This is a genomic window from Streptomyces sp. NPDC050704 (assembly GCF_040654355.1).
Lineage (GTDB): Bacteria > Actinomycetota > Actinomycetes > Streptomycetales > Streptomycetaceae > Streptomyces.
Map to the genome: position 1 here is coordinate 19403 of NZ_JBFAHW010000097.1, position 20727 is coordinate 40129.

Below are 20727 nucleotides of genomic sequence, written 5' to 3' on the forward strand. Positions count from 1 at the left end.
ACGTATGAGTACGACGACTTCTCACTCCCCGGAGTCCGAGGGCACCCCGGAGGCGGGTGGCCGCGGGGCGCGGCTCATCCGCAATGAGGCGACCACCGAGATCCCGGTCCACCTGCTGTTCCGGGACGAGCCCGAGCCGGTGTCCGTGCCGCTCGCGCCCGCCGTCGTGAGCCGCCGACGGGGAACAGGAGAGCAGCCGCGGATCGCCCGGCGGCCACCCGCCCCGGTGAAGCCGCGGCCGGTGCCGGAGGTCGACCCCGGCCTGGTGGAGCGCCCCGCCCGGGTGCTGCCGGGCCTGGCCGGGGTGCTGGCCGGAACCGCCGGGGCAACCGGCGGCGTACTGGCGTCGTGGTGGGCGGGCGTACTGCCGCCGCTCGCGGTGCAGGCGCTGGGGCTGCCGGCGCACGCCGCCGCCGGGCTCGGCGGTGTGCAGTGGGCGGCGCTCGCGGGCTCCGGGGCGCTCGGCCTCTTCGGGTTCGGCGGGCTGGCCCGCGGCCGTACCGGGCACGCCTGGGTGCTCGGTCTCTTCGGCCGCTACCGGGGCACGGTCCGGCGTACCGGGCTCATGTGGGTGAACCCGCTCCTGCTGCGCCGCCGGATCGACGTACGGCTGCGGCACTGGCGCAGCGAGCCGATGCCCGCGGTCGACGCGAACGGGGTCGCCCTGCGGGTCGTCGTGCTCGTCGTCTGGCGGGTCAAGGACACCGCCCGTGCCGCGCTCGGCGTCGAGGACCACCAGCGGTATCTGCGCGAGTGCGTGGAGGCGGCGCTCGCCCGGGTGCTCGCCCAGCTGCCGGCCGATGTGCTGCCGGGCTCGCCCAAGGCCGCGGACGCGGCGACCCTGCGCAACACGGAGGCCGTCGGCGACTCGCTGACCCGCATCGTGACCGCGGACGCGGCGGCGCTCGGCCTCCAGGTGTTCTCCGCGCAGCCGGTCCGCGTCGAGTACGCGCCGGAGGTCGCCGCCGTGATGCAGCGCCGCCGGATCGCGGCCCTGGACGCCCAGCACCGCGACACGGTCCTCACCTCGGTCGTCGACTCCGTCGAGGACACGGTGACCCGGCTGACCGTGCGAGGGCTCGTCGAACTCGACGACTACGAGCGCAAGGCCCTGGTGAAGGACCTGACGGTGGCGTTCTATACGGGACATGGAGATCGCTGACCGCCGCACACCCGATGGAGACCGAGCCCCGAGCCTCTCCCGGCTCGCCTCGTACGCCTGGAGCCTGACCGCCGACGCGCCGCGCGCCGTGCTGGGCCTCGCCGGCCCGCCCGGCGCCGGCAAGTCGACCCTCGCCCGCGCCCTGGTCGCGCACATCGGGGAGGGGGCCGCCTATCTCCCGCTGGACGGCTTCCACCTCTCCAACATCCAGCTGGCGCGGCTCGGGCTGACCGCGCGCAAGGGCTCGGAGCCGAGCTTCGACGTGTGGGGGTACGTCGACCTGCTGCGCCGGGTCCTCGACGACACCGGCCGCGACATCTACGTACCCGACTACGACCGCACCCTCGACGAGCCCGTCGCCGCCCGCCACCTGGTGCCGCCCGCCGCCCGGCTGGTCGTCACGGAGGGGAACTACCTCGCCTGTGATCTGCCGGGCTGGCGGGACGCGTACGCGCTCATGGGGGAGTGCTGGTACGTGGAGGCGCCGGGAGGCGTGCGCCAAGTGAGGTTGGTGGAGCGGCAGTTGGCGGGCGGGAGGGATGAGGCGGAGGCGCGGAACTGGGTGGCCACCAACGACGACCCGAACGGGGAGCTCGTGGAGAAGTCGCGGGACCGCTGCCATCGAATCGTGTCGACGATTGGTATGGACATGTTCAAGGGGTCGCAATAATCTGAGGCTTGGTCTAGACCTGCACAGCTCACGGAACTTCCCCCACGTTCTCCAGGAGCGGCAGCATGCGAGAAAGCTCGCGAAAATTCCGGACACGCACGAAGACACGCACGAAGTGGTACGCGGCCGTGGTCGGCCTCGCCACCACGGGAGCGCTCGTGCTCTCCAGCGGCGGCGCCACCGGTCACGGCTACACCGACCTCCCCGTCAGCCGGCAGAAGCTCTGCCAGAACGGCACCGTAGCCAACTGCGGTGCCATCCAATGGGAGCCCCAGAGCGTCGAGGGCCCCAAGGGCTTCCCGGCGGCCGGACCCGCGGACGGCCGGCTCTGTTCCGCGAACCACACCGAATTCGGCGCGCTCGACAAGGCGACGACCCCCTCGGGCGGTGCCTGGCCGACGACCAGGGTCAACGGCGGGCAGAGCTACACCTTCCGCTGGCAGTTCACCGCACGGCACTCCACGACCGACTTCAAGTACTACATCACCAAGAACGGCTGGAACCAGAATGCTCCGCTCACCCGGTCGGCGCTGGTCACCGCCCCGTTCCTGACCGTCCCGTTCAGCGGCCAGCCGCCGGCGACGCTCTCGCACAGCGGCACCCTGCCGACCGGCAAGAGCGGACACCACGTCATCCTCGCGGTGTGGACGATCGCCGACACGGGCAACGCGTTCTACGCCTGCTCGGACGTCACGTTCTGAGCGTCGGCCCGCGCCCGCCACGCAACTCTGAGCATTCCTTGAGGCTCTTCCCCACCCCCCACGGGTAGGTTCCACGCACGTCGACATGATCATGGCGGCGTGCGTGGAGCTGGGCCAACTGTCGGGGGATGTCGATGGATTTCATGTTCTACGGGCTGCCAGTGCTGATCATGGCAGGAGTCCTCCTCGTCGCGAGCCAGGTGATCCGCCGCTCGCTGCAGCTCAGGCGGGCCTGGAACAGCGGGCTGACCGCGGAAGCGCGCTGCCTGCGAACGTATACGACGACCAGCGGTGGCAGCGGCGACACCTCGGTGAGCACGACACTGCACCACGTATACGAATTCACCGCCCGGGACGGGCGCACCATCCGCTTCGAGGAGGAGAACGGACCGGGGACGACGGTCGAGGGCGACATCGTCGTCGTGTACTACTCCGAGGGCGAGATGGTGCGGGCCACGGCCCACAGGCCGAGCCACGTCAGGACGGCGGCGGCGACCATCGGCATCCTGGCGTTCCTCGGCGTGGTCGTGGTGTTCTGCGTCGGCTTCATGGTCACGTACGCCGAGTTCTCCGCGGTGGGCGACTTCTTTACGGACGACGGCTCCTCCGTCGATGACCCCTATGCGGGGATCACGGAAGGCGACACCTTCTCGGAGGACCCCTTCGCGGACTCGCCGTGAGTCTCCCCATCTGACGCCCCGTCAATTATGGTGCGCCCCCATGGGAGCCAGGAGCGAGGGGTCCAGCAGGCGTACCGTCGCGGAACTCGTGGAGGAACGGTGGGGTGACCATCGGCCGGGGCTGTGGTTCGAGGGGAGGGCCCTGACCCATCACCAGGTGGCGGCGGGCGCGGCGGCGCGGGCGGCGCTGCTGGCCGACCTGCTGCCGCCGGGTGCCGAGCCGCACCTCGGAGTGCTGCTCGACAACACCCCCGAATACCCCCTGTGGCTGAGCGCGGCCGCGCTGGCGGGCGCCGCCGTCGCCGGGATCAACCCCACCCGCCGCGGGCCCGAACTCGCCCGCGACATCCTGCACACCGAGTGCCGGATCGTGGTCACCGAACGGGCCCACCTGCCCCTCCTCGACGGGCTCGAACTCCCCGGCGTACGGCTGCTGGTGACGGACACGGAGGCGTACGAGGAGTTGCTCGTCCCGTACGCGGACGCGCGACCGGAGCCGTCGAAGGCCGCCCCGGAGAGCCGCCTCCTCCTCTACTTCACCTCCGGCTCGACCGGCGCGCCCAAGGCCGCGATCTGCTCGCAGGGGCGGCTCGCGGCGGCCGGGCGGTCGCTCGTCGACCACTTCGGGGTGCGCGCGGACGACGTGCACTACGTCTGCATGCCGATGTTCCACGGCAACGCGGTCATCGCGGACTGGGCACCCGCCCTCGCGGCCGGCGCCGGGGTCGCGCTGCGGCGGCGGTTCTCGGCCTCGGGGTTCCTGGTGGACGTACGGGCGTACGGGGCCACGTACTTCACGTATGTGGGACGGGCCGTGCAGTACATCCTGGCCACCCCCGCCGGTGCCGACGACCGGGACAATCCGCTGCGGCTCGGCTTCGGGACGGAGGCGGGAGCGGTGGACGCGGCCGCCTTCGAGGAGCGGTTCGGGGCGCGTCTTGTCGAGGGGTACGGGTCCTCGGAGGGCGGGGCGGCGATCCAGCGCACCCCCGGCACACCGAAGGGTGCGATCGGACGCGCGGCACCCGGGGACGACCTCGCGGTGGTCGATCCGGTGAGCCGGGAGGAGTGCCCAGCGGCGGTCTTCGGGACCGACGGCGGGCTGCTCAACGGCCGTGATTCCATAGGCGAGTTGGTGAACCGGGGCCCCAACCCCTTCGAGGGCTACTGGAGAAACGAGGCGGCGGAGGCGGCACGGCAGCGCGACGGCTGGTACTGGACCGGCGACCTCTTCTACCGGGACGCCGAAGGGTTCCTCTACTTCGCGGGGCGGGCGGACGACCGGCTCCGCGTCGACAGCGAGAACCTGGCCGCCGCGGTGATCGAGAACATCCTGGCGCGATACGAGGACGCCGCCGCCGTGGCCGTGTACGCCGTGCCGGACCCGGTGGCCGGCGACCAGGTGATGGCCACCCTGGCGCTGCGGGAGGGCGCGGACGCGGACCTCGACCCGCTCAGGTTCGCCGAATTCCTGTTGGCCCAACCGGACTTGGGGACCAAGATGGCGCCCCGGTTCGTCCGGGTCGTCGACCGTATGCCGGTCACCGCCACCAACAAGATCCACCGGGTCGGGCTGCGCCGGGAGGGGTTCCGGTGCGCGGACCCCGTGTGGTGGCGGCCGCCGGGGGAGTCCGCGTACCGACGGCTGAGCGCGACGGACGTGGCGGGGCTGGAGGCGGAGTACCGGACGCGGGGCCGGGAGGAACTCCTGGCGGCCGGCTTTGGGCCATGAGAAAAGGCCCCCCACTTCCGTGGAGGGCCTTCGCGCTGTGCGCCGCCAGGGACTCGAACCCCGGACCCGCTGATTAAGAGTCAGCTGCTCTAACCAACTGAGCTAGCGGCGCGTGACTCTCGCCTTCCGCTTCCGCGGTCGGCGACAAGAAAAATACTACCCGGTCCGCGGGGGTGCTCCGGACCAGGCGGATGTGGACCGGGCCACACGGATTCCGACCGCTCGGCGGGTGGCCGGGGAGATCGGATCGGCCGGCGGCCGGGGAGATCAGATCGCCAGGGACAGCAGCACCGGTGCCGCGCCCCGGTTCAGCGTGTCCGCCGCCTCGCGCAGCCGGTGGGCGTGCTGGACCGGGAGGGAGAGGGCGAGGCAGCCCACGGCGGAGCCCGCCGTGATGGGGACCGCCGCGCACACCGTGCCGACCGCGTACTCCTGGAGGTCGAGGACCGGCACGGTGGGTGCCTGGGCGTCGAGCCGGGTGAGGAACAGCCGCTCGTTCGTGATGGTGCGCGAGGTGAGGCGGGCCATCCGGTGGCGGGAGAGGTGGTCGCGGCGGCCGTTGAGGTCGAGCTGGCCGAGGAGGCTCTTGCCGATCGCGCTGGCGTGGGCGGCGGAGCGGAAGTCGACCCACTCGTTGACCGCCGGGGTGTGCGGGCTGTCCGCGCACTGGGAGACATGGATCTCGCCGTCGACGTACCGGCTGAGATAGATGGCGGCGCCGACCGATTCGCGCAGCCGGTCGAGGTTGCGCCGGAGCTGGGCACGCAGTGCCTCGTCCCGGCCGTGCGTGGAACCCAGTTTCTTGAGCGTGTCCCCGGTGACGTACGCCCCGTCGGTGACCTGCTCGACGTACCCCTCGCGGCGCAGCATCCGCAGGAGCGTGGTCAGCCGCTCCGTGCCGAGGCCGGTGTGACGGGCTAGTTCGACGTCGGTGACGCCGGTGGTGTGCCGCGCCACGGTCTCCAGGACGCGCAGGGCGTCCTGGGCCGAGTGGTACGGCGCGGTCGGCTCGTGCTTCAGCGCCACGGTGTTTCCCCCTGCGCTTTTCGGCCCGGCTCTACATCGGTGCAGCCCGGATGGCCGGGCCCCTTCCACGATAACCGCCAAGAGGCACACCGGGAGGGGCTGTTGGCGAGATTGGTGGCGCGTTTCAGCCCTCTCAGCAGCGACGCGCCACCCTGGCATATGCCAGAGACATGACCCAGGGGGTCCGGCCTCGAACCTTGCCTCCCTCAGTTCACGAAGGCGCTCACAGCACCGCGCCGAGGAACTCCCGGGTCCGCTCGTGCTCCGGATCGCCGAAGATCTTCTCCGGCGGACCGGCCTCCAGGACGTGCCCCGAGTCGAACATCAGCACCTGGTCGGAGATGTCCCGGGCGAAGTTCATCTCGTGGGTCACACAGAGCATCGTGATGTCGGTGGTGTGGGCGATGTCGCGGAGGACGTCCAGGACACCGGCGACCAGCTCGGGGTCGAGCGCGGACGTCACCTCGTCCAGGAGCAGCACCTGCGGCCGCATCGCCAGGGCCCGCGCGATGGCGACCCGCTGCTGCTGCCCGCCGGACAGCTGGTTCGGGTACTTGTCGATGTGCTCGGTAAGGCCGACCAGTTCGAGCAGCTCCCGCGCCCGCTCCTCGGCCGCGTCCTTCGACATGCCCAGCACGGTGACCGGCGCCTCGGTGAGGTTGCGCAGGACCTTCATGTTGGGGAAGAGGTTGAACTGCTGGAAGACCATCCCGATGTTCTTGCGGACCTCGCGGATGTGCTTCTCGCCGGCCGGTACCAGCTTGCCGTTCTTCTCCTCGTGGGTCAGATAGTCGCCGTTGACCTTGATCGTGCCCTCGTCGGCCTTGGTCAGGGTCATCAGGAGACGCAGGATCGTCGTCTTGCCGGAGCCCGACGGACCGATCAGCGTGACGTGCTTGCCGGAGTCGACGGAGAAGTCGAGGTTGTCGAGGACGACGTTGTCCCCGAAACGCTTGGTGACCTTGTCGAAGCGGATCAGCTCGCTGCCGTCCGCCGGCGGATTGGCCTTGCTCTCGGCGCCTTCTACGGGGCCTTCTACGGGATTCGTGTCAGCGGACAAGACGTCGCTCCAGGGCTCGCATGAGGAGGGAAGCCGGATAGGCGATGAGGATGAAGGCCACCCCGATGACCGTGAGCGGCTCGGTGAACTGGAAGTTCTGCTGTGCGAAGAGCCGCGCCTCACCGAGCATGTCCAGCACGGTGATCGCCATCAGCAGCGGGGTGTCCTTGAGCATCGAGATGACGTAGTTGCCCAGCGCCGGCACCACGCGGCGGATCGCCTGCGGCAGGATCACCGCGGTCCAGGTCCGGGTCATGGGCAGGTTCAGTGCCGTGGCCGCTTCCCACTGGCCGGTCGGCACGCCCTCGATGCCGGCCCGGTAGACCTGCATCGTGTACGTCGAGTAGTGCAGCCCGATCGCGACGACACCGGTGGTCATCGCGGAGAACGTGATCTCCCACTCGGGCAGCACGTAGAAGAGGAAGAACAGCTGCACCAGCAGCGGGGTGTTGCGGATGAACTCGGTGAAGACCCCGACCGGCCAGCGCACCCAGCGGGTCGGCGCCCGCATCAGCAGCGCCCACACCAGCCCGAGGGCGAAGGAGATCAGCGAGCCGAGCACCAGGGCCTGCAGGGTGACCAGCAGTCCGTCCCAGAAGTGCGGCATGAAGTCGCCGACCGCGCTCCAGTCCCATTTCATGAGGCACCTCCGCCCGCGCCGACGCCGGTGGTCTCGGGCCGGGGCATCGAGAGCTTGCCGCGGCGCTCCGGCTCCTTGCCGATCCCGGCCTTCAGTTTCCGTTCGAGCCCGCGCATGAGCCGCGTGAGCAGGAAGGCGATCACGAAGTAGATCAGCAGGATGTACGTGTAGATCTCCGCGCTCTCCTGCAGCGCGAGCCGCACCAGGTTGCCGCTGAACGCCAGGTCACCCATGCCCATCACGGAGACCAGCGCGGTGCCCTTGAGCAGCTCGATCAGCAGGTTCGAGAAGGGCGGGATCATCTCCGGCACCGCCTGCGGCAGCAGGATCAGCCGCATCCGCTGCCAGGGCGTGAAGCTCAGCGCGATGCCGCCCTCCCGCTGCGCGGGGTCGACGGAGTTCAGGGCGCCGCGCACGATCTCGGAGCCGTACGCCCCGTAGGTGAGCCCGAGCGCGAGCGTGCCCGCCCACATCGGGACCAGCTGCCAACCGAAGGCCGGTGGCAGCACGAAGAACACCCAGAAGATCATGATCAGCGCGGAGGTGCCGCGGAACACCTCGGTGTAGAAGCCCGCGAGGAAGCGGACGATCCAGAGCCGGTGGGTGCGCGCGATGCCCACCACGAAGGAGACGGCCGTGGCCAGCAGCGCGCTGAAGACCAGCAGCTGGACGGTGATCCAGATGCCCTTCAGTACGAGTTCCCAGAGTCCCGATGTCATCCGCCGCACAACTCCTTCGCGGTCATATCGGTCATCTCGTTCTTGGTGAAGCCGAAGGGCCTGAGCAGGCGGAACAGCTCGCCGCTCTCCTTCATCTTGTGCAGCTCCACGTTGAAGGCGTCCCGTAGCCCCGTCTCGGTGGGGCGGAACGCGAAGCCGCCGCCGTCGACGTGCGGCTTGCCGTCCACGAGCGGCGCGAACGGCTCGGTCGACTCGGTACTGCGGGACTTCTTGACGACCTCGCGGGTCGTCAGCGCCGTCCCCGCGAAGACGTCGACACGCCCCGCTTCGACCGCGTTCAGGCCCGCGACCTGGTCCGGGACGATCAGGATGTCGCTCTGCTTGTATCCGGCCTCGACGGCGTACTGGATCTCGGCGTAGCCCGTCCCGGTGGCGAACTTGGCCTTGGACTCCACGACGTCCTTGTAGTCGTGCAGGTTCTTCGGATTGCCCTTGCGCACGATGAAGGAGTCGAGCATCTGGTAGTCGGGGTCGGAGAAGATGACCTGTTCGCAGCGCTCGGCGTTGATGTACATCCCGGCGGCGACGACGTCGAACTGCTGGGAGTTCAGGCCGGGAATGAGCGAGCCGAACTCCGTGGGCACGGGCTGGACGCTGTCCACCCCCAGCCGTTTGAAGATCACCTTCGCGAGTTCCGGGGCCTCGCCGGTGAGCTCGCCGTTCTTGTCGATGTAGCCGAAGGGGATCTCTCCGGCGATGCCGAGGCGTACGACGCCCTGGGCCTTCAGCCGGTCCAGGAGATCACCGCCCTCTACGCCCGACGCGGTGGCCACACGGCTGCAGCCGGCGGCGCCGAGCGCACCGAGCGCCGCGACGCCCGCCAGCAGTGACCGGCGGCTCGTGCCTCGTTTCTCTGCGTGATTCCCAAGTGGTGGAGCCATGGGCGCGCGGCTACCCGGGACGATGCGAGTTATGCGGATCAGTTCTGGCCCCTTTGCCGCGGAGGGGCGTTCCAGGTCACTCCGGGGTCCGCTCCGAAGGCCCCCTTGACCGGGGGTGGACCATGGAAAGCATGGCCGACCGCTACATCGACGTGTCCTTGTCCAAGCGTGGAGTCCACTGCACGGCGAAACTGCTCGACGACCGTGCGCCGATCACCTGCGAGGCGGTGTGGAACGCGCTTCCGCTCGGCGCCGACGTCTACCACGCCAAGTACGCCCGTAACGAGATCTACGCCCTCTTCCCGGCCTTCGCGGAAGCGGAGCCGCCACTGGAGAACCCGACCGTCACCCCCATCCCGGGTGACCTCTGCTACTTCTCCTTCTCCGGCACGCAGCTGGGTACCCAGTCGTACGGCTACGGGGGTGCCTCCGGCGTGCAGGCCGGTACGCCGGTGATCGACCTGGCCCTCTTCTACGAGCGGAACAATCTGCTGCTCAACGGGGACGTGGGGTGGGTGCCGGGCATTGTCTGGGGGCAGGTGGTGGAGGGGCTGGACGGGATGGCGGAGGCTTGCAATGACTTGTGGCGTGCGGGGGCCCTCGGGGAAACGCTGAGTTTTCGGAGGGCTTGAGCTGGCTGTAGGGATGCGCTGAGGGGCGGTGGGGTAGCTGCGGGCCGGTGGGGGCTGGTCGCGCAGTTCCCCGCGCCCCTGAAAGACGGGGCTGCGCCCCTGTCTTTCGTCTCGGGGGCGGTAGCCCCTTGCTCTTAAGGGGCGCGGGGCTGTGTCGATTTGCGGCTCCGCCGCGTGGGCGCGACCAGCCACAACGGACCCGCAGCCGACGCACCGGACTTTCAGCGGGGCGCCGGTGGGGCGATTCCCCCGATCCCCGCCTCGTACAACGCGTGCGCCGTCCGCAGGACCAGGTCGTCCCGGTGGCGGGCCGCCACGATCTGGAGGCCCACCGGCAGACCGTCCTCGTCCACGCCGACCGGGACCGTCGCCGCGGGCTGCTGGGTCATGTTGAAGGGGTACGTGAACGGGGTCCAGCCAGTCCAGCGCCGATGCCCCGACCCGTGCGGAACCTCCGGGCCCGCCTCGAACGCGGTGATCGGGATCGTCGGCGTGACCAGTACGTCGTACGACTCGTGGAACCGTCCCATCCGCCGCCCGAGATCCATCCGCACATCGACCGCGGCCAGGTACTCCAACGCGCTGTACTGAGCCCCCTGCTCGCAGATCTCCCGCAGCCCCGGGTCCAGCAGCTCCCGCTGCTGAGGCCCGAGGCCCTGGGTCACCCGGGCCGCCCCGCTGAACCACAGCACGTGGAACGCCTCGACGGGATCGGTGAAGTCGGGGTCGGCCTCCTCGACGTACGCGCCGAGGGACGCGAGCCCCGCCACCCCGCGCCGTACCGCCGCGGCGACACCGGGCCGTACGGCGACCTGCCCGCCCAGGGACGGCGAGTACGCGACCCGCAACCCCCGCAACCCGCCTCCGCCCGCCAGCGCGTCCACGAACGACCCGCCCGCCGGCCCGAGTCCCGACCAGTCCCGCACGTCGGGCCCGCTGATCACGTCCATCATCAGCGCCGCGTCGGCGGCGTCCCGCGTCATCGGCCCCACATGCGCGAGCGTCCCGAACGCGCTCGCTGGATACAGCGGCACCCGCCCGTACGTCGGCTTCAGTGCGAAGATCCCGCAGAACGCGGCCGGGATGCGCACACTCCCGCCGCCGTCCGTGCCCAGCGCCAACGGCCCCGCGCCCAGCGCCACGGCCGCTGCCCCGCCCCCGCTCGACCCGCCCGCCGTGCGCGACACGTCGTACGGGTTCCGCGTCACCCCCGACACCGGCGAGTCCGTGACGCCCTTCCACCCGAACTCGGGTGTCGTCGTCCGGCCCAGGAAGACGGCCCCGTGCTCGCGCAGCCGTGCCACGGAGGGCGCGTCCTCGTTCCAGGACCCGTCGGCCCGTACGGTCCTGGAGCCGCGCAGGGTCGGACCGCCCCGCATCAGCAGGATGTCCTTCACCGAGACGGGCACCCCGTCCACCAGCCCGGCAGGCTCGCCCCGCCGCCATCGCTCGGCGGAGTCCCGGGCCTGCGCGAGGGCCTGGTCGGCGGCGACGCGCACGAACGCGTTCACCGCGGGCTCGGTCTCCTCGATGCGCCGCAGGGCGGCCCGGGTCACGTCCACGGGGCTGAATTCGCCCTTGCGGTACCCCTCGACGAGTCGTACCGCGGTCAGCTCGGTGAGTTCGGTCATCCGCCCCTCCAGAGAACGATCAGCCAGGGAGTATCAGGGAGTTCCGGCGAGTGTCAGTGGCCGGGTACGTACCCACGCTGTTTGTCGACCACGTTCGTCAACGGCTCGCCCGCCTCCCAGCGCTCGAACAACTCCACGAACTGCGTGCCGAGTTCGTCCCGCCAGCCCGCCACGTCACCGCTCATGTGCGGTGACACGAGCAGACCCGGGACCTCCCACAACGGGCTGTCGGGGCCCAGCGGTTCGTGCTCGAAGACATCCAGCGCCGCCCCCGCGATCCACTGCCGCGACACCGCCTGGACCAGCGCGTCCTCGACCACGAGCTGCCCACGCCCGACGTTGATGAACCGCGCCGACGGCTGCATCAGCCCGAACCGCCGCGCGTCGAACATCCCGTACGTCTCCTCCGTGAGCGGCGCAGCCGACACCACCCAGTCGGAGCGGACCATCAGCCGGTCCAGCTCGTCGGGCCCATGGACGCCGGGGCGCGGCGTGCGGCCGACGAGCGCCGTCGTGATCCCGAGCGCCTTCAGCGTCTGCGCGATCGCCCGCCCGATCGGCCCGGAACCCACCACGCACGCGCGCGTGCCCGCCACCCGCTGCGACTCGCGGTGCCGCCACTCCCGCGCCCGCTGCAGCTCCAAGGTGCGCGGCAGATCCTTCGCCAGGGCGAGGACCAGCGCGGCCACGTACTCGGCGATCGGCTGGTCGAAGACGCCGCGCGCGTTCGTCACCACCGTGTCGGACGCGGCGAGTTCGGGGCACATGAGGTGGTCCACGCCCGCGCTCGCCGTGTGCACCCAGCGCGGCCGCGGCCCCTCGCCCGGCCAGGCGTGGCGTACGGCGTGCGAGGCGAAGTCCCAGACCAGCAGGACGTCCGCGCGCGGCAGCGACCCGGCAAGGGTGGACTCGTCGGCGTGCTCGATACGGACCCGCCCGGTGAGCTTGCCGAGCCGGGGCGGCGGTTCGGCGTCCAGCACCAGAAGAGTGGTTTTTTCGGCCATGTGCGGGGACGTCGGATCGGTCATCGGGGGGAAACCGTTTCGCAATGCGGGTCCGCTTCTCTGAGTCGGGGGCACTCTCGCGGGACCTCGGACGAGCCGTCTGAGATGCGCGGATTGACCACGCTCGCACCGGAACCTACCTTCGTCAACAGGGTCCCGTTTCCGTCCGATTCCGGTCCCTGTCCGTACGTCTCCGTACGTCCCTGTCCCGACGTCCCGGCACCCGCCGGCTTGTGTCCCCCCGGCCCCTCCGGCCGGTCTCCACCGCTCGCTCGACCTGAGTTGGGGCTGCTCATGGACGTCTCCTTCCTTGGTGGACCACACCCTCAAAGGGGTGTCGGTGTCGTCGCACCCTTCGACTTCGCCCTCGACCGCGAACTGTGGCGCTGGGTGCCCGACGCGGTATCGCTGCACGTCACCCGCACTCCGTACGTGCCCGTCGAGGTCAGCCTCGACCTGGCCCGCCTGGTCAGCGAGCACGAGACGCTCGGCGAGGCGGTGCGCGCGCTGAACGCCGTCGAGCCCGAGATCATCGCGTACGCCTGCACCTCGGGCAGCTTCGTCGGCGGCATCGCGGGCGAACGTGCGATGTGCGAGGCCATGACCCGCTCGGGCGCGGTGCCCTCCGTGACGACCTCCGGCGCACTCCTGGAGGCGCTGGTCGAGCTCGACGTGCGCCGGGTCGCACTCGTCACGCCCTACACGGTCTCGGTCACCCAGTCCCTGGAGGAGTACCTCCAGGAGGCGGGCATCACGGTCACCGGCCGCGCCTACATGGGCCTGACCAGGCACATCTGGAAGGTCCCCTACCGCGACGTGGTCGACATGGCCCGCGGCGCGGTACGCGGGAACGCGGACGCCCTCTTCATCAGCTGCACCAATCTCCCCACCTACGACGTCATCCCCCAGCTGGAGGCCGAGCTGCGCATCCCGGTGATCTCGGCCAACCAGGTGACGATGTGGGCCGCCCTGCGCCATCTGGGTACTCGGGCTGTAGGGCCGTACCAAGCGCTGATCGACGAGTCGGCGCGACAGCGGCCCGTACGGCCCCCACTGCCGGAAGAAGTACGGCCCGCACTGCCGGAAGAACAGGAAGGTTGGGCATGACGGCTCTCGGATTCCTCTACCCGGGTCACTCGGCCGAGGACGACTACCCGCGCATCGAGCAGCTCCTGGGCAGCGACATCCGCCTCCCCCTGGTCCACACGGACATCGGCGAGGACGCCCACCGCGTGGACGCCCTGCTGGAGATGGGCTCGGCGGACCGGCTCGCCGCCGGGGTCGAGGAACTGCGCCTGTCCGGAGCCGAGGCGGTGGTGTGGGCCTGCACCAGCGGCAGCTTCGTGTACGGCTGGCAGGGCGCCCACGAGCAGGTCCGCTCCCTGGCCCTGGCGGCCGGCATGCCCGCCTCCTCGACGTCCTTCGCCTTCGCCCACGCCGTACGGGAGCTGGGCGCGAAGCGGGTCGCGGTCGCCGCCACGTACCCCGAGGACGTGGCCACGCTCTTCGCCGCCTTCCTGCGGGACGCCGGCCTTGAGGTCCTCTCCGTGCGCGGCTCCGGCATCATCACGGCGGCGGAGGTCGGCACCTGGGGCGAGACGGAGGTCCTGGCACTGGCCCGCGCCGGCGACCACCCCGACGCGGAGGTCCTCCTCCTCCCCGACACGGCCCTCCACACCGCCTCCCACATCCCGGCCCTGGAAAAAGAACTCGGCAAACCAGTCCTCACCGCCAACCAGGTAACAGTCTGGGAGGCCTTGCGCCTGGCAGACCGCAGGGTAAACGCCCCCGAACTGGGCGCCCTGTTCACAAGGGAACCGATCATCCAGGTCTAGCCGTCAGCGCCCCTTTAGGGGCGCGGGGAACTGCGCGCCCAGCCCCCACGACCCGCAGTTCACACACAACGGGAATAACCGGAGCCCTCCTCCTGTTAGTGCGGGGCGGACAGCGCACCGCACAAAACAGGAGGCCCTCCGTGGCGGCACCGGACCACACCCCCGACGACATCCAAGGCAAAACAGCAGGCACCGCCCCGGTGCCACTGTCAGTCCTGGACCTGGTAACCGTCGGCGCGGGCCGCACAGCGACCGACGCCCTACGGACCAGCGTCAACCTGTCCCGCCTCGCAGAGACCCGCGGCTACCACCGCTACTGGGTGGCCGAACACCACTCGATGCCCGGCGTAGCCTCCTCCTCGCCCGCGGTGATCCTCGCCCACCTCGCCGCCCACACGAACCGCATCCGCCTCGGTTCAGGCGGCGTGATGCTCCCGAACCACGCCCCCCTGGTCATCGCGGAGCAGTTCGGCACGCTGGAGGCGATGGCCCCCGGCCGCGTCGACCTGGGCCTCGGCCGCGCCCCCGGCACGGACGGGGCGACGGCCGCCGCCCTGCGCCGCACGGAACGCCTGAACGAGGGCGCCGACGACTTCCCCGAGCAGCTCGCCGAACTGACCCGTTTCCTGGACGACGACTTCCCGGACGGCCACCGCTACCGCCGCATCCACGCCGTACCCGGCCCGATCCAGGCCACCTCCCCCGGCGGCGTCCAGTCCCCGCACCGCCCGCCCGTCTGGCTGCTCGGCTCCTCCGGCTTCAGCGCCCGGCTGGCCGGTTCCCTGGGCCTGCCCTTCGCCTTCGCGCACCACTTCTCGGCGCAGAACACGATCCCGGCGCTCGACCTCTACCGCGAGTCCTTCCGGCCGTCGGCGGTCCTCTCCTCCCCGTACGCCCTCATCGGCGTCTCCGCGCTCGCGACCGACGACGAGAAGGAGGCCCGCCGCCAGGTCATGGCCGCCGCGCTGAACATGGTCCGCCTGCGCACCGGCCGCCCCGGCCTGGTCCCCACTCCGGAGGAGGCCGAGGCGTACGAATTCAGCCCGATGGAGCGGGACTTCATCGACTCCTGGAACGCGAACGTCATCCACGGCACCGCCGACGAGGTCCGCGCCGGCCTCGACGACCTCCAGAAGCGCACCGGCGCCGACGAGTTGATGATCACGGGCAACGCCCACAGCGGCGACGTACGTCTGCGCTCGTACGAACTGATCGCGGACGCCTACGACTTGCCGAAGGCGCAAGCCCAGGCGCAGGCCTGAGCTCAGGCTCGTCCGGGCCCCGTCTCAGGTCTGCGACGGGCCCCGTCTCAGGTCTGCGCGCAGGCGGACCGCAGCAGCGCGGAGATACGATCCGGCGCCACCGGCCGGGAGTACAGCCACCCCTGGCCGGTGTCGCAGCCGATGCGCCGCAGCCGGGCGGCCTGCCCGGCCGTCTCCACGCACTCGGCGGTGACCGTGAGACCGAGCCGGTGGGCGAGCTGGATCATCGCCTCGACGATGACCTCGTCGGCCTGGTTCGGATGGGCACCCGAATCCTCGTACTGGAAGCCGCGCACGAACGAACCGTCGAGCTTGAGCACCGAGACCGGCAGACGGCTGAGGTAGGCGAGGTTCGAGTAGCCCGTGCCGAAGTCGTCGATGGCGATGCCCACGCCCATGTCGCTGAGCGCCTGGAGGGCCTGGAGCGGCCGGCCCGCGGAACCCATCACGGCGGACTCGGTGAGCTCCAGCTGGAGCAGGGGCGGGGCCAGGCCGGTCTCCGCGAGGATCGTCGCCACGTCCGCCACCAGGTCGGAGTCCCAGACCTGGCGCACCGCCACGTTCACGCTGACGAAGATCGGTTCGGCGTCCGGGTGGTCAAGCTGCCAGCGGCGCGCCTGCCGGCAGGCGGTGGCCAGCACCCAGCGGCCGAGCTGCACGATCGAGCCGTCCTCCTCGGCCAGTCCGATGAACCGATTCGGCGTCAGTGTGCCGAACTGAGGATGGTTCCATCGGACCAGCGCCTCGACCCCGCGCACCTCGCCGTCCTCCATGCCCACCAACGGCTGGTACTCCAGGGCGAACTCGCCCTTCTCGATGGCGGGCCGGAGGCTGGAGGAGAGGGCCTGGCGGGTCATGCGGTGGGCGTTGCGCTCCGGGTCGAAGAGCGTCCAGCGTGACTTGCCGTCGGCCTTCGCCCAGTAAAGCGTCGTGTCGGCGGCCTGCATCAGACCGGTCGCGGTGGTGCCGGCCGCGTGCCGCTCGACGACACCGATCGAGGCCGAGACCGAGAGCCGCTGCCCGGAGAGGTCGAAGGGCGCCTGCACGGCCTTCAGTACGGACTCGGCCAGGTCCGCCAGCTGCTCCGTACCGGTCGAGTCCTCGACCAGCAGCGCGAACTCGTCGCCGCCGAGCCGGGCGACCAGCGGCGTGGCCGTTCTCGCGTACCCGGCCTCGTTCGCGCAGCGCGTCAGGCGCTCGGCGACGGCGGCGAGCAGCCGGTCGCCGATGCGGTGGCCGAGCGTGTCGTTGACCGCCTTGAACCCGTCCAGGTCGAGATAGCAGAGCCCGATCCGTCCGGTGCCCGACTCCTCGTACGCCTCCGCCTCCAGCGCGGCCGACAGACGCTCGAAGAACAGGGTGCGGTTGGGCAGCCGCGTCACCGGGTCGTGCATCTGCAAGTGCCGCAGCCGGGCCTGGAGTTCGCGGCGGGCGCTGACGTCGGAGACCGAGAGCAGTACCGCCTGCTCCTCCTCGGGCAGCGGGCTGACCGTCACCTGCGCCCAGAGCGAGTGGCCGTCGGGGTGCTTGAGGCGGCGGGTGCAGCGGAGCCTGGCCTGCCGGCCGCGGAGCACCTCGCGGTACGCGTGCCAGGTGCGGGCGTCCGACGCCAAGTCCACCAGGTCGGCGGCGATCCGGCCGGTGAGCCCTTCGGGACCCGCGCCCAGCAGCGCGGCCAGCGTGTCGTTGGCCGTGACGACCAGGCCGTCGCGGCCGACCACCGCCATCGCGAGGGGAGCGGCGGCGAAGGTGGCGCGGAAGGTGCGGGCGTCCGCCTCGCGGTGGGACGGGGGTGACTGGACCGTGGGCTCGGCGGAGGGCCTGGGGGCGGACTCGGCGGAGGGCTCGACGGACGGTGCGAGGGGCGGTTGGACGGAGGGCTGGACTGAGGGCTGGATGGAGGGCTCGACGGAGGGGAAGAAAGGCTCGATCGAGGGCTCGACACGTGGGCCCGGCTCCTCATGAGGAGGGGGCCCGGTGCGAGGAGAAGTCGTGATGTGACTCTCTGTGACGGCCGGCCGGACGAGATCTGCCGCGGGCGCCGGCCCATCGGACGTTCCGCTCACCGTTCGCTCCCGCTGTGCACTCGTTCGTCGTTCAGGTCTCGTCGGGTGGTCGGCCGGTGGTGGACGGCCGCTCTAGCCGTGTCCGCGCAGGAAAGTGTGCCGATCATAGAGGGTGGCCGTAGGCCCTTCCAGCTACTGCTCAGTGTCCCGGAGGAACGCCTCGCTTTGACAGATCGTTTCTGCCCGCACCTGGACCGGTTCCTTCCTTGGCCGATCACTTGTGACGTTCCGTGAGTGCTCGGGGTGTCGGCGTGTCCTGGCGCCCCCTTCGTGCTCCCCGGTGTTGTCGGTCGGATGTCGGCTCCCTCACTCCTTTGGTGCAGACAAACAGGGCATAGATGATCAAACCAGCACAGTCTGGGTGCGGTATCCCGAATTCCGCACCCGGAGGTCGACGTGCCGCGTCTGCACCCCCTCAAGGGGCTCACCCGTGGCGGGGCTCGGTCCCGTTGGCGTGGTCTTGACCGGTACGGCCTCGATTGGCGTGCACCGGGCTGGCGCGGACCGGCGGCCGTGTTCACCTCCATGGCGGCCCTCGCTGCCACCTCCCTGGTGGCGGGCCCCTCGGTCGCCGTGCCCCTCTCCCTGTCATGTGCCCTGTCGAGGACCGATGCTCACCACTCGGAGGGCCTGGACACCTGGAATGCCGCCTATCCACGCCCCACGCGCCGCCTCGACGCCGTGATGGTCTTCCTCTCTTTCCCGGACGCCGAACCGCTGACGACCCCCGCCGAACTGACGGCCGACCACTTCCCGGCCACCAGCCGCTTCTTCGAACGAGCCTCGTACGGCAGATTCCAACTGCGGCCGAACCCGCTCGCCGAGTGGATCCAGATGCCCAGGACCGCCACCTCGTACGCCATACGGCGCGACTGGAACCCGGCCCAGCGCTCGGCCTATCTGCGCGACGCCCTCGCCGCGGCGGACGAGCGGGTCGACTTCTCCCGCTACGACGTCGTCTACTTCGTCGCCGATCCGGACGCCCCGGGCGTCGACTCGGACGCGACGAAGGTGGTGAACCTCGATACGCCGCTGCGCGCCGACGGGAAGGACATCCGCCGCGTCGTCACGGTCTTCGAGAAGCATCCGCCGGACCGGCTGGTGCTGGCCCACGAGACCGGCCATGTCTTCGACCTGCCCGACCTCTACCACCGGCCCACCGACGGCGAGGGCGACTGGGACACGTACGTCGGCGACTGGGACCTCATGGGCAGCCAGTTCGGACTCGCACCCGACCTGTTCGGCTGGCACAAGTGGAAGCTCGGCTGGCTGGAACCGCGCCAGGTGGCGTGTGTGCGGGGCGCGGGGAACGGGGGGACGCGGCTGACGCTGGAGCCGTTGGGGGCGGGGCCGGGGGTGGGAGTGGCTGCGGCGGGGGCGGAGGTCGGAGTCGGGGCCGGAGCCGGGGACGGGGTGTACGGGGCCGGGGGCGCGGCGTTCGGGACCGGGGTGGGAGCGGTGGGGGCCGGGTCGGAAGCGGTGGCGTTCGGGTCGGGGAGCGGTACGAAGCTGGCGGTGGTGCGCACCGGGCCGGACAGCGCGGTCGCCATCGAGGCGCGGGGGCCGGTCGGCAATGACGGGGCGGCCTGCTCGCAGGGGGTTCTCGTCTACCGCGTACGCAGTGCCGCCGAGTCCGGGCGGGGGCCGATCGAGGTCGTCGACGCGCATCCCACGACCGAGGCCTGCCCGGACGACTCGGTCTACCCGCCGCTCGCGGACGCGCCGGTCGGGCTCGGCGAGAGCTTCACCGTGCCGGGCGAGGACGTACGGATCGAGGTGGAGGACCGGACCGCTTCGGGGGCGTGGACGGTGACGATCTCGACGGGGCGCTGACGAGTGCTTTTTCTGCTGGTCGGGGCGGGCTTGGGGAAGGTGCCGGGTATCGGGTATCGGGTATCGGGCATGCAAGAGGCCCCTCGCTTCCGCGAGGGGCCTCTCACCGTCTGTGCGCCGCCAGGGACTCGAACCCCGGACCCGCTGATTAAGAGTCAGCTGCTCTAACCAACTGAGCTAGCGGCGCTTGCTGACGTCGTAGACCTTAGCACTCTGATCGGCGGGAAGAAAAATCGATATCCGTGGCCCGGCCGGGGGCTTCCGGATACCCCCTGAACTGGGGCGGACCCGGTCGGCGGGGCCTCCGGCCGGAGCCTTCGCGGGTCGCCCGTACCGCCGCCCAGAGCAGGATTTCGGCGCCCGGCAGCCAGGGGTGGCGGGTGTCGGGGGCGACGAGCCAGCGGGATTCCAGGCGGGTGGTGGGCGTGGTGGGTGTGGTGGGGGCGAGCGCGGACGGGAGGCTCAAGGCCGGCACCGTCACCGCGTCGCCGGTGCCGTGGCAGAGGAGTGGCGGGATCGCGCTGCCGCGGGTCGAGGCACCGCCGGAGCCCCACTCCTCCCACCGCAGGAGCGAGGGCAGACGCTGTGCCGTGCCCGGAGCGGCGAACAGGAGCATCCGCCCCCGGAACGCGGCCACCGGGCCCGATCCCGGGCCTTCCTCCCACAGCCGGTCCAGTATGCGGCGGCCGAAGATCACGGGGGTGTTGACGACGTCGAAGGCCGAGCCGCAGGGCAGGACCACCGGAGCGGTGGGGCGGTCCTCCCAGAGGGCGAGCGTGCTGCGCGGATACGCTCCGGCGGAGGCGAGCCAGGCGGCGCCCTCCGAGGTGACACCCGAGATGTCGAACCGGTCCGGGAACGGCTCGCTGAGGCCTTGGGGGACGGTGCTTGCCGGGTTCCGTGTGCTGCTCATGGCATCTAGGTCTACGGGGGGTGAGCGGCCCGTTCCCGAGGGTTGCGGGAAACAGGGACAGGGAGGGGCGGGGTGGAGTATCTTGCGCGACTGGCATATGCCGCGAGGTCTTTCGGGAGTGACGTCCCCGTCCCCGGGACCGTCCCCGGGACCGTTCCCGGCGACCGGCGACCGGCGACCGGCGACCGGCGACCGGCGACCGGCGACCGGCGACCGGCGACCGGCGACCGGCGACCGGCGACCGGCGACCGGCGACCGG

Annotated in this window: 19 protein-coding genes and 2 tRNA genes; 10 read left to right on the top strand and 11 right to left on the bottom strand. The window is 70.9% G+C overall.

The features are described from left to right. The first annotated feature begins 4 nt into the window (after positions 1 to 4). From AB0I18_RS38725 to AB0I18_RS38745, 5 genes are all read left to right on the top strand, one after another. Entirely contained in the window at positions 5 to 1162 is a 1158-nt protein-coding gene (locus tag AB0I18_RS38725) for an SPFH domain-containing protein (protein WP_363110413.1), read from the top strand. Then, positions 1149 to 1832, top strand: coding sequence for a nucleoside/nucleotide kinase family protein (locus AB0I18_RS38730; protein WP_363110414.1), 684 nt, complete (start codon positions 1149 to 1151; stop codon positions 1830 to 1832). The genes AB0I18_RS38725 and AB0I18_RS38730 overlap by 14 nt, the downstream gene beginning before the upstream one ends. A gap of 65 nt (positions 1833 to 1897) precedes the next feature. Then, the gene (locus AB0I18_RS38735) at positions 1898 to 2533 is read left to right on the top strand and encodes a lytic polysaccharide monooxygenase auxiliary activity family 9 protein (RefSeq protein ID WP_363110415.1); all 636 of its coding nucleotides are present in this window, start codon (positions 1898 to 1900) and stop codon (positions 2531 to 2533) included. A 128-nt stretch (positions 2534 to 2661) separates the two neighbouring features. Further along, complete coding sequence (locus tag AB0I18_RS38740; protein ID WP_363110416.1) at positions 2662 to 3213, top strand: DUF3592 domain-containing protein; 552 nt, start codon at positions 2662 to 2664, stop codon at positions 3211 to 3213. A gap of 40 nt (positions 3214 to 3253) precedes the next feature. Continuing rightward, entirely contained in the window at positions 3254 to 4945 is a 1692-nt protein-coding gene (locus tag AB0I18_RS38745) for an AMP-binding protein (RefSeq protein ID WP_363110417.1), read from the top strand. 38 nt (positions 4946 to 4983) lie between these two features. On the opposite strand, the gene AB0I18_RS38750 is transcribed toward AB0I18_RS38745, so the two are convergent. The 6 genes from AB0I18_RS38750 to ehuB all read right to left on the bottom strand — a co-directional run bounded on the left by AB0I18_RS38750 (position 4984) and on the right by ehuB (position 9292). After that, positions 4984 to 5057: transfer RNA gene (locus AB0I18_RS38750), tRNA-Lys, on the bottom strand. A gap of 155 nt (positions 5058 to 5212) precedes the next feature. Further along, positions 5213 to 5971: an IclR family transcriptional regulator C-terminal domain-containing protein gene (locus AB0I18_RS38755; protein WP_363110418.1), complete on the bottom strand. Its 759-nt coding sequence runs from the start codon at positions 5969 to 5971 to the stop codon at positions 5213 to 5215. Positions 5972 to 6194: 223 nt separating this feature from the next. Then, on the bottom strand, positions 6195 to 6950 hold the full coding sequence (gene ehuA, locus AB0I18_RS38760) for an ectoine/hydroxyectoine ABC transporter ATP-binding protein EhuA (protein WP_363110429.1): 756 nt from the start codon (positions 6948 to 6950) through the stop codon (positions 6195 to 6197). Between the two features lie 70 nt (positions 6951 to 7020). Then, positions 7021 to 7671, bottom strand: a complete 651-nt coding sequence (gene ehuD, locus AB0I18_RS38765; protein WP_363110419.1) for an ectoine/hydroxyectoine ABC transporter permease subunit EhuD — start codon at positions 7669 to 7671, stop codon at positions 7021 to 7023. Continuing rightward, the gene (gene ehuC / locus AB0I18_RS38770) at positions 7668 to 8390 is read right to left on the bottom strand and encodes an ectoine/hydroxyectoine ABC transporter permease subunit EhuC (RefSeq protein WP_363110420.1); all 723 of its coding nucleotides are present in this window, start codon (positions 8388 to 8390) and stop codon (positions 7668 to 7670) included. The genes ehuD and ehuC overlap by 4 nt, the downstream gene beginning before the upstream one ends. Then, the gene (gene ehuB, locus AB0I18_RS38775; protein ID WP_363110421.1) at positions 8387 to 9292 is read right to left on the bottom strand and encodes an ectoine/hydroxyectoine ABC transporter substrate-binding protein EhuB; all 906 of its coding nucleotides are present in this window, start codon (positions 9290 to 9292) and stop codon (positions 8387 to 8389) included. The genes ehuC and ehuB overlap by 4 nt, the downstream gene beginning before the upstream one ends. A gap of 131 nt (positions 9293 to 9423) precedes the next feature. On the opposite strand from ehuB, the gene AB0I18_RS38780 reads away from it, so the two are divergent. Further along, complete coding sequence (locus AB0I18_RS38780) at positions 9424 to 9924, top strand: DUF3830 family protein (protein WP_363110422.1); 501 nt, start codon at positions 9424 to 9426, stop codon at positions 9922 to 9924. Positions 9925 to 10145: 221 nt separating this feature from the next. Here AB0I18_RS38780 and AB0I18_RS38785 read toward each other — a convergent pair whose 3' ends face one another. Then, a complete protein-coding gene (locus tag AB0I18_RS38785; RefSeq protein ID WP_363110423.1) occupies positions 10146 to 11555 on the bottom strand; it encodes an amidase in 1410 nt (469 codons plus the stop codon). Between the two features lie 53 nt (positions 11556 to 11608). After that, entirely contained in the window at positions 11609 to 12583 is a 975-nt protein-coding gene (locus AB0I18_RS38790) for a D-2-hydroxyacid dehydrogenase (protein WP_363110424.1), read from the bottom strand. Positions 12584 to 12853: 270 nt separating this feature from the next. Between AB0I18_RS38790 and AB0I18_RS38795 the strand changes: the two genes are divergently transcribed. From AB0I18_RS38795 to AB0I18_RS38805, 3 genes are all read left to right on the top strand, one after another. Continuing rightward, the gene (locus AB0I18_RS38795) at positions 12854 to 13666 is read left to right on the top strand and encodes an aspartate/glutamate racemase family protein (protein WP_363110425.1); all 813 of its coding nucleotides are present in this window, start codon (positions 12854 to 12856) and stop codon (positions 13664 to 13666) included. Then, complete coding sequence (locus tag AB0I18_RS38800) at positions 13663 to 14394, top strand: decarboxylase (protein ID WP_363110426.1); 732 nt, start codon at positions 13663 to 13665, stop codon at positions 14392 to 14394. The genes AB0I18_RS38795 and AB0I18_RS38800 overlap by 4 nt, the downstream gene beginning before the upstream one ends. 140 nt (positions 14395 to 14534) lie before the next feature. Then, positions 14535 to 15656 carry an LLM class flavin-dependent oxidoreductase gene (locus AB0I18_RS38805; protein ID WP_363110427.1) on the top strand — a complete coding sequence of 374 codons (1122 nt, stop codon included), beginning with the start codon at positions 14535 to 14537 and terminating at the stop codon, positions 15654 to 15656. Positions 15657 to 15703: 47 nt separating this feature from the next. Here the strand turns inward: AB0I18_RS38805 and AB0I18_RS38810 are convergent, their stop codons facing one another. After that, on the bottom strand, positions 15704 to 17383 hold the full coding sequence (locus AB0I18_RS38810; protein ID WP_363110430.1) for an EAL domain-containing protein: 1680 nt from the start codon (positions 17381 to 17383) through the stop codon (positions 15704 to 15706). A gap of 864 nt (positions 17384 to 18247) precedes the next feature. On the opposite strand from AB0I18_RS38810, the gene AB0I18_RS38815 reads away from it, so the two are divergent. Beyond that, entirely contained in the window at positions 18248 to 19555 is a 1308-nt protein-coding gene (locus AB0I18_RS38815) for a M6 family metalloprotease domain-containing protein (RefSeq protein ID WP_363110431.1), read from the top strand. Between the two features lie 113 nt (positions 19556 to 19668). Here the strand turns inward: AB0I18_RS38815 and AB0I18_RS38820 are convergent. Together AB0I18_RS38820 and AB0I18_RS38825 are read right to left on the bottom strand one after the other, a co-directional pair. After that, positions 19669 to 19742 (bottom strand) — tRNA-Lys (locus tag AB0I18_RS38820). Positions 19743 to 19760: 18 nt separating this feature from the next. Continuing rightward, complete coding sequence (locus AB0I18_RS38825) at positions 19761 to 20468, bottom strand: bifunctional DNA primase/polymerase (RefSeq protein WP_363110428.1); 708 nt, start codon at positions 20466 to 20468, stop codon at positions 19761 to 19763. Positions 20469 to 20727 lie beyond the last annotated feature (259 nt).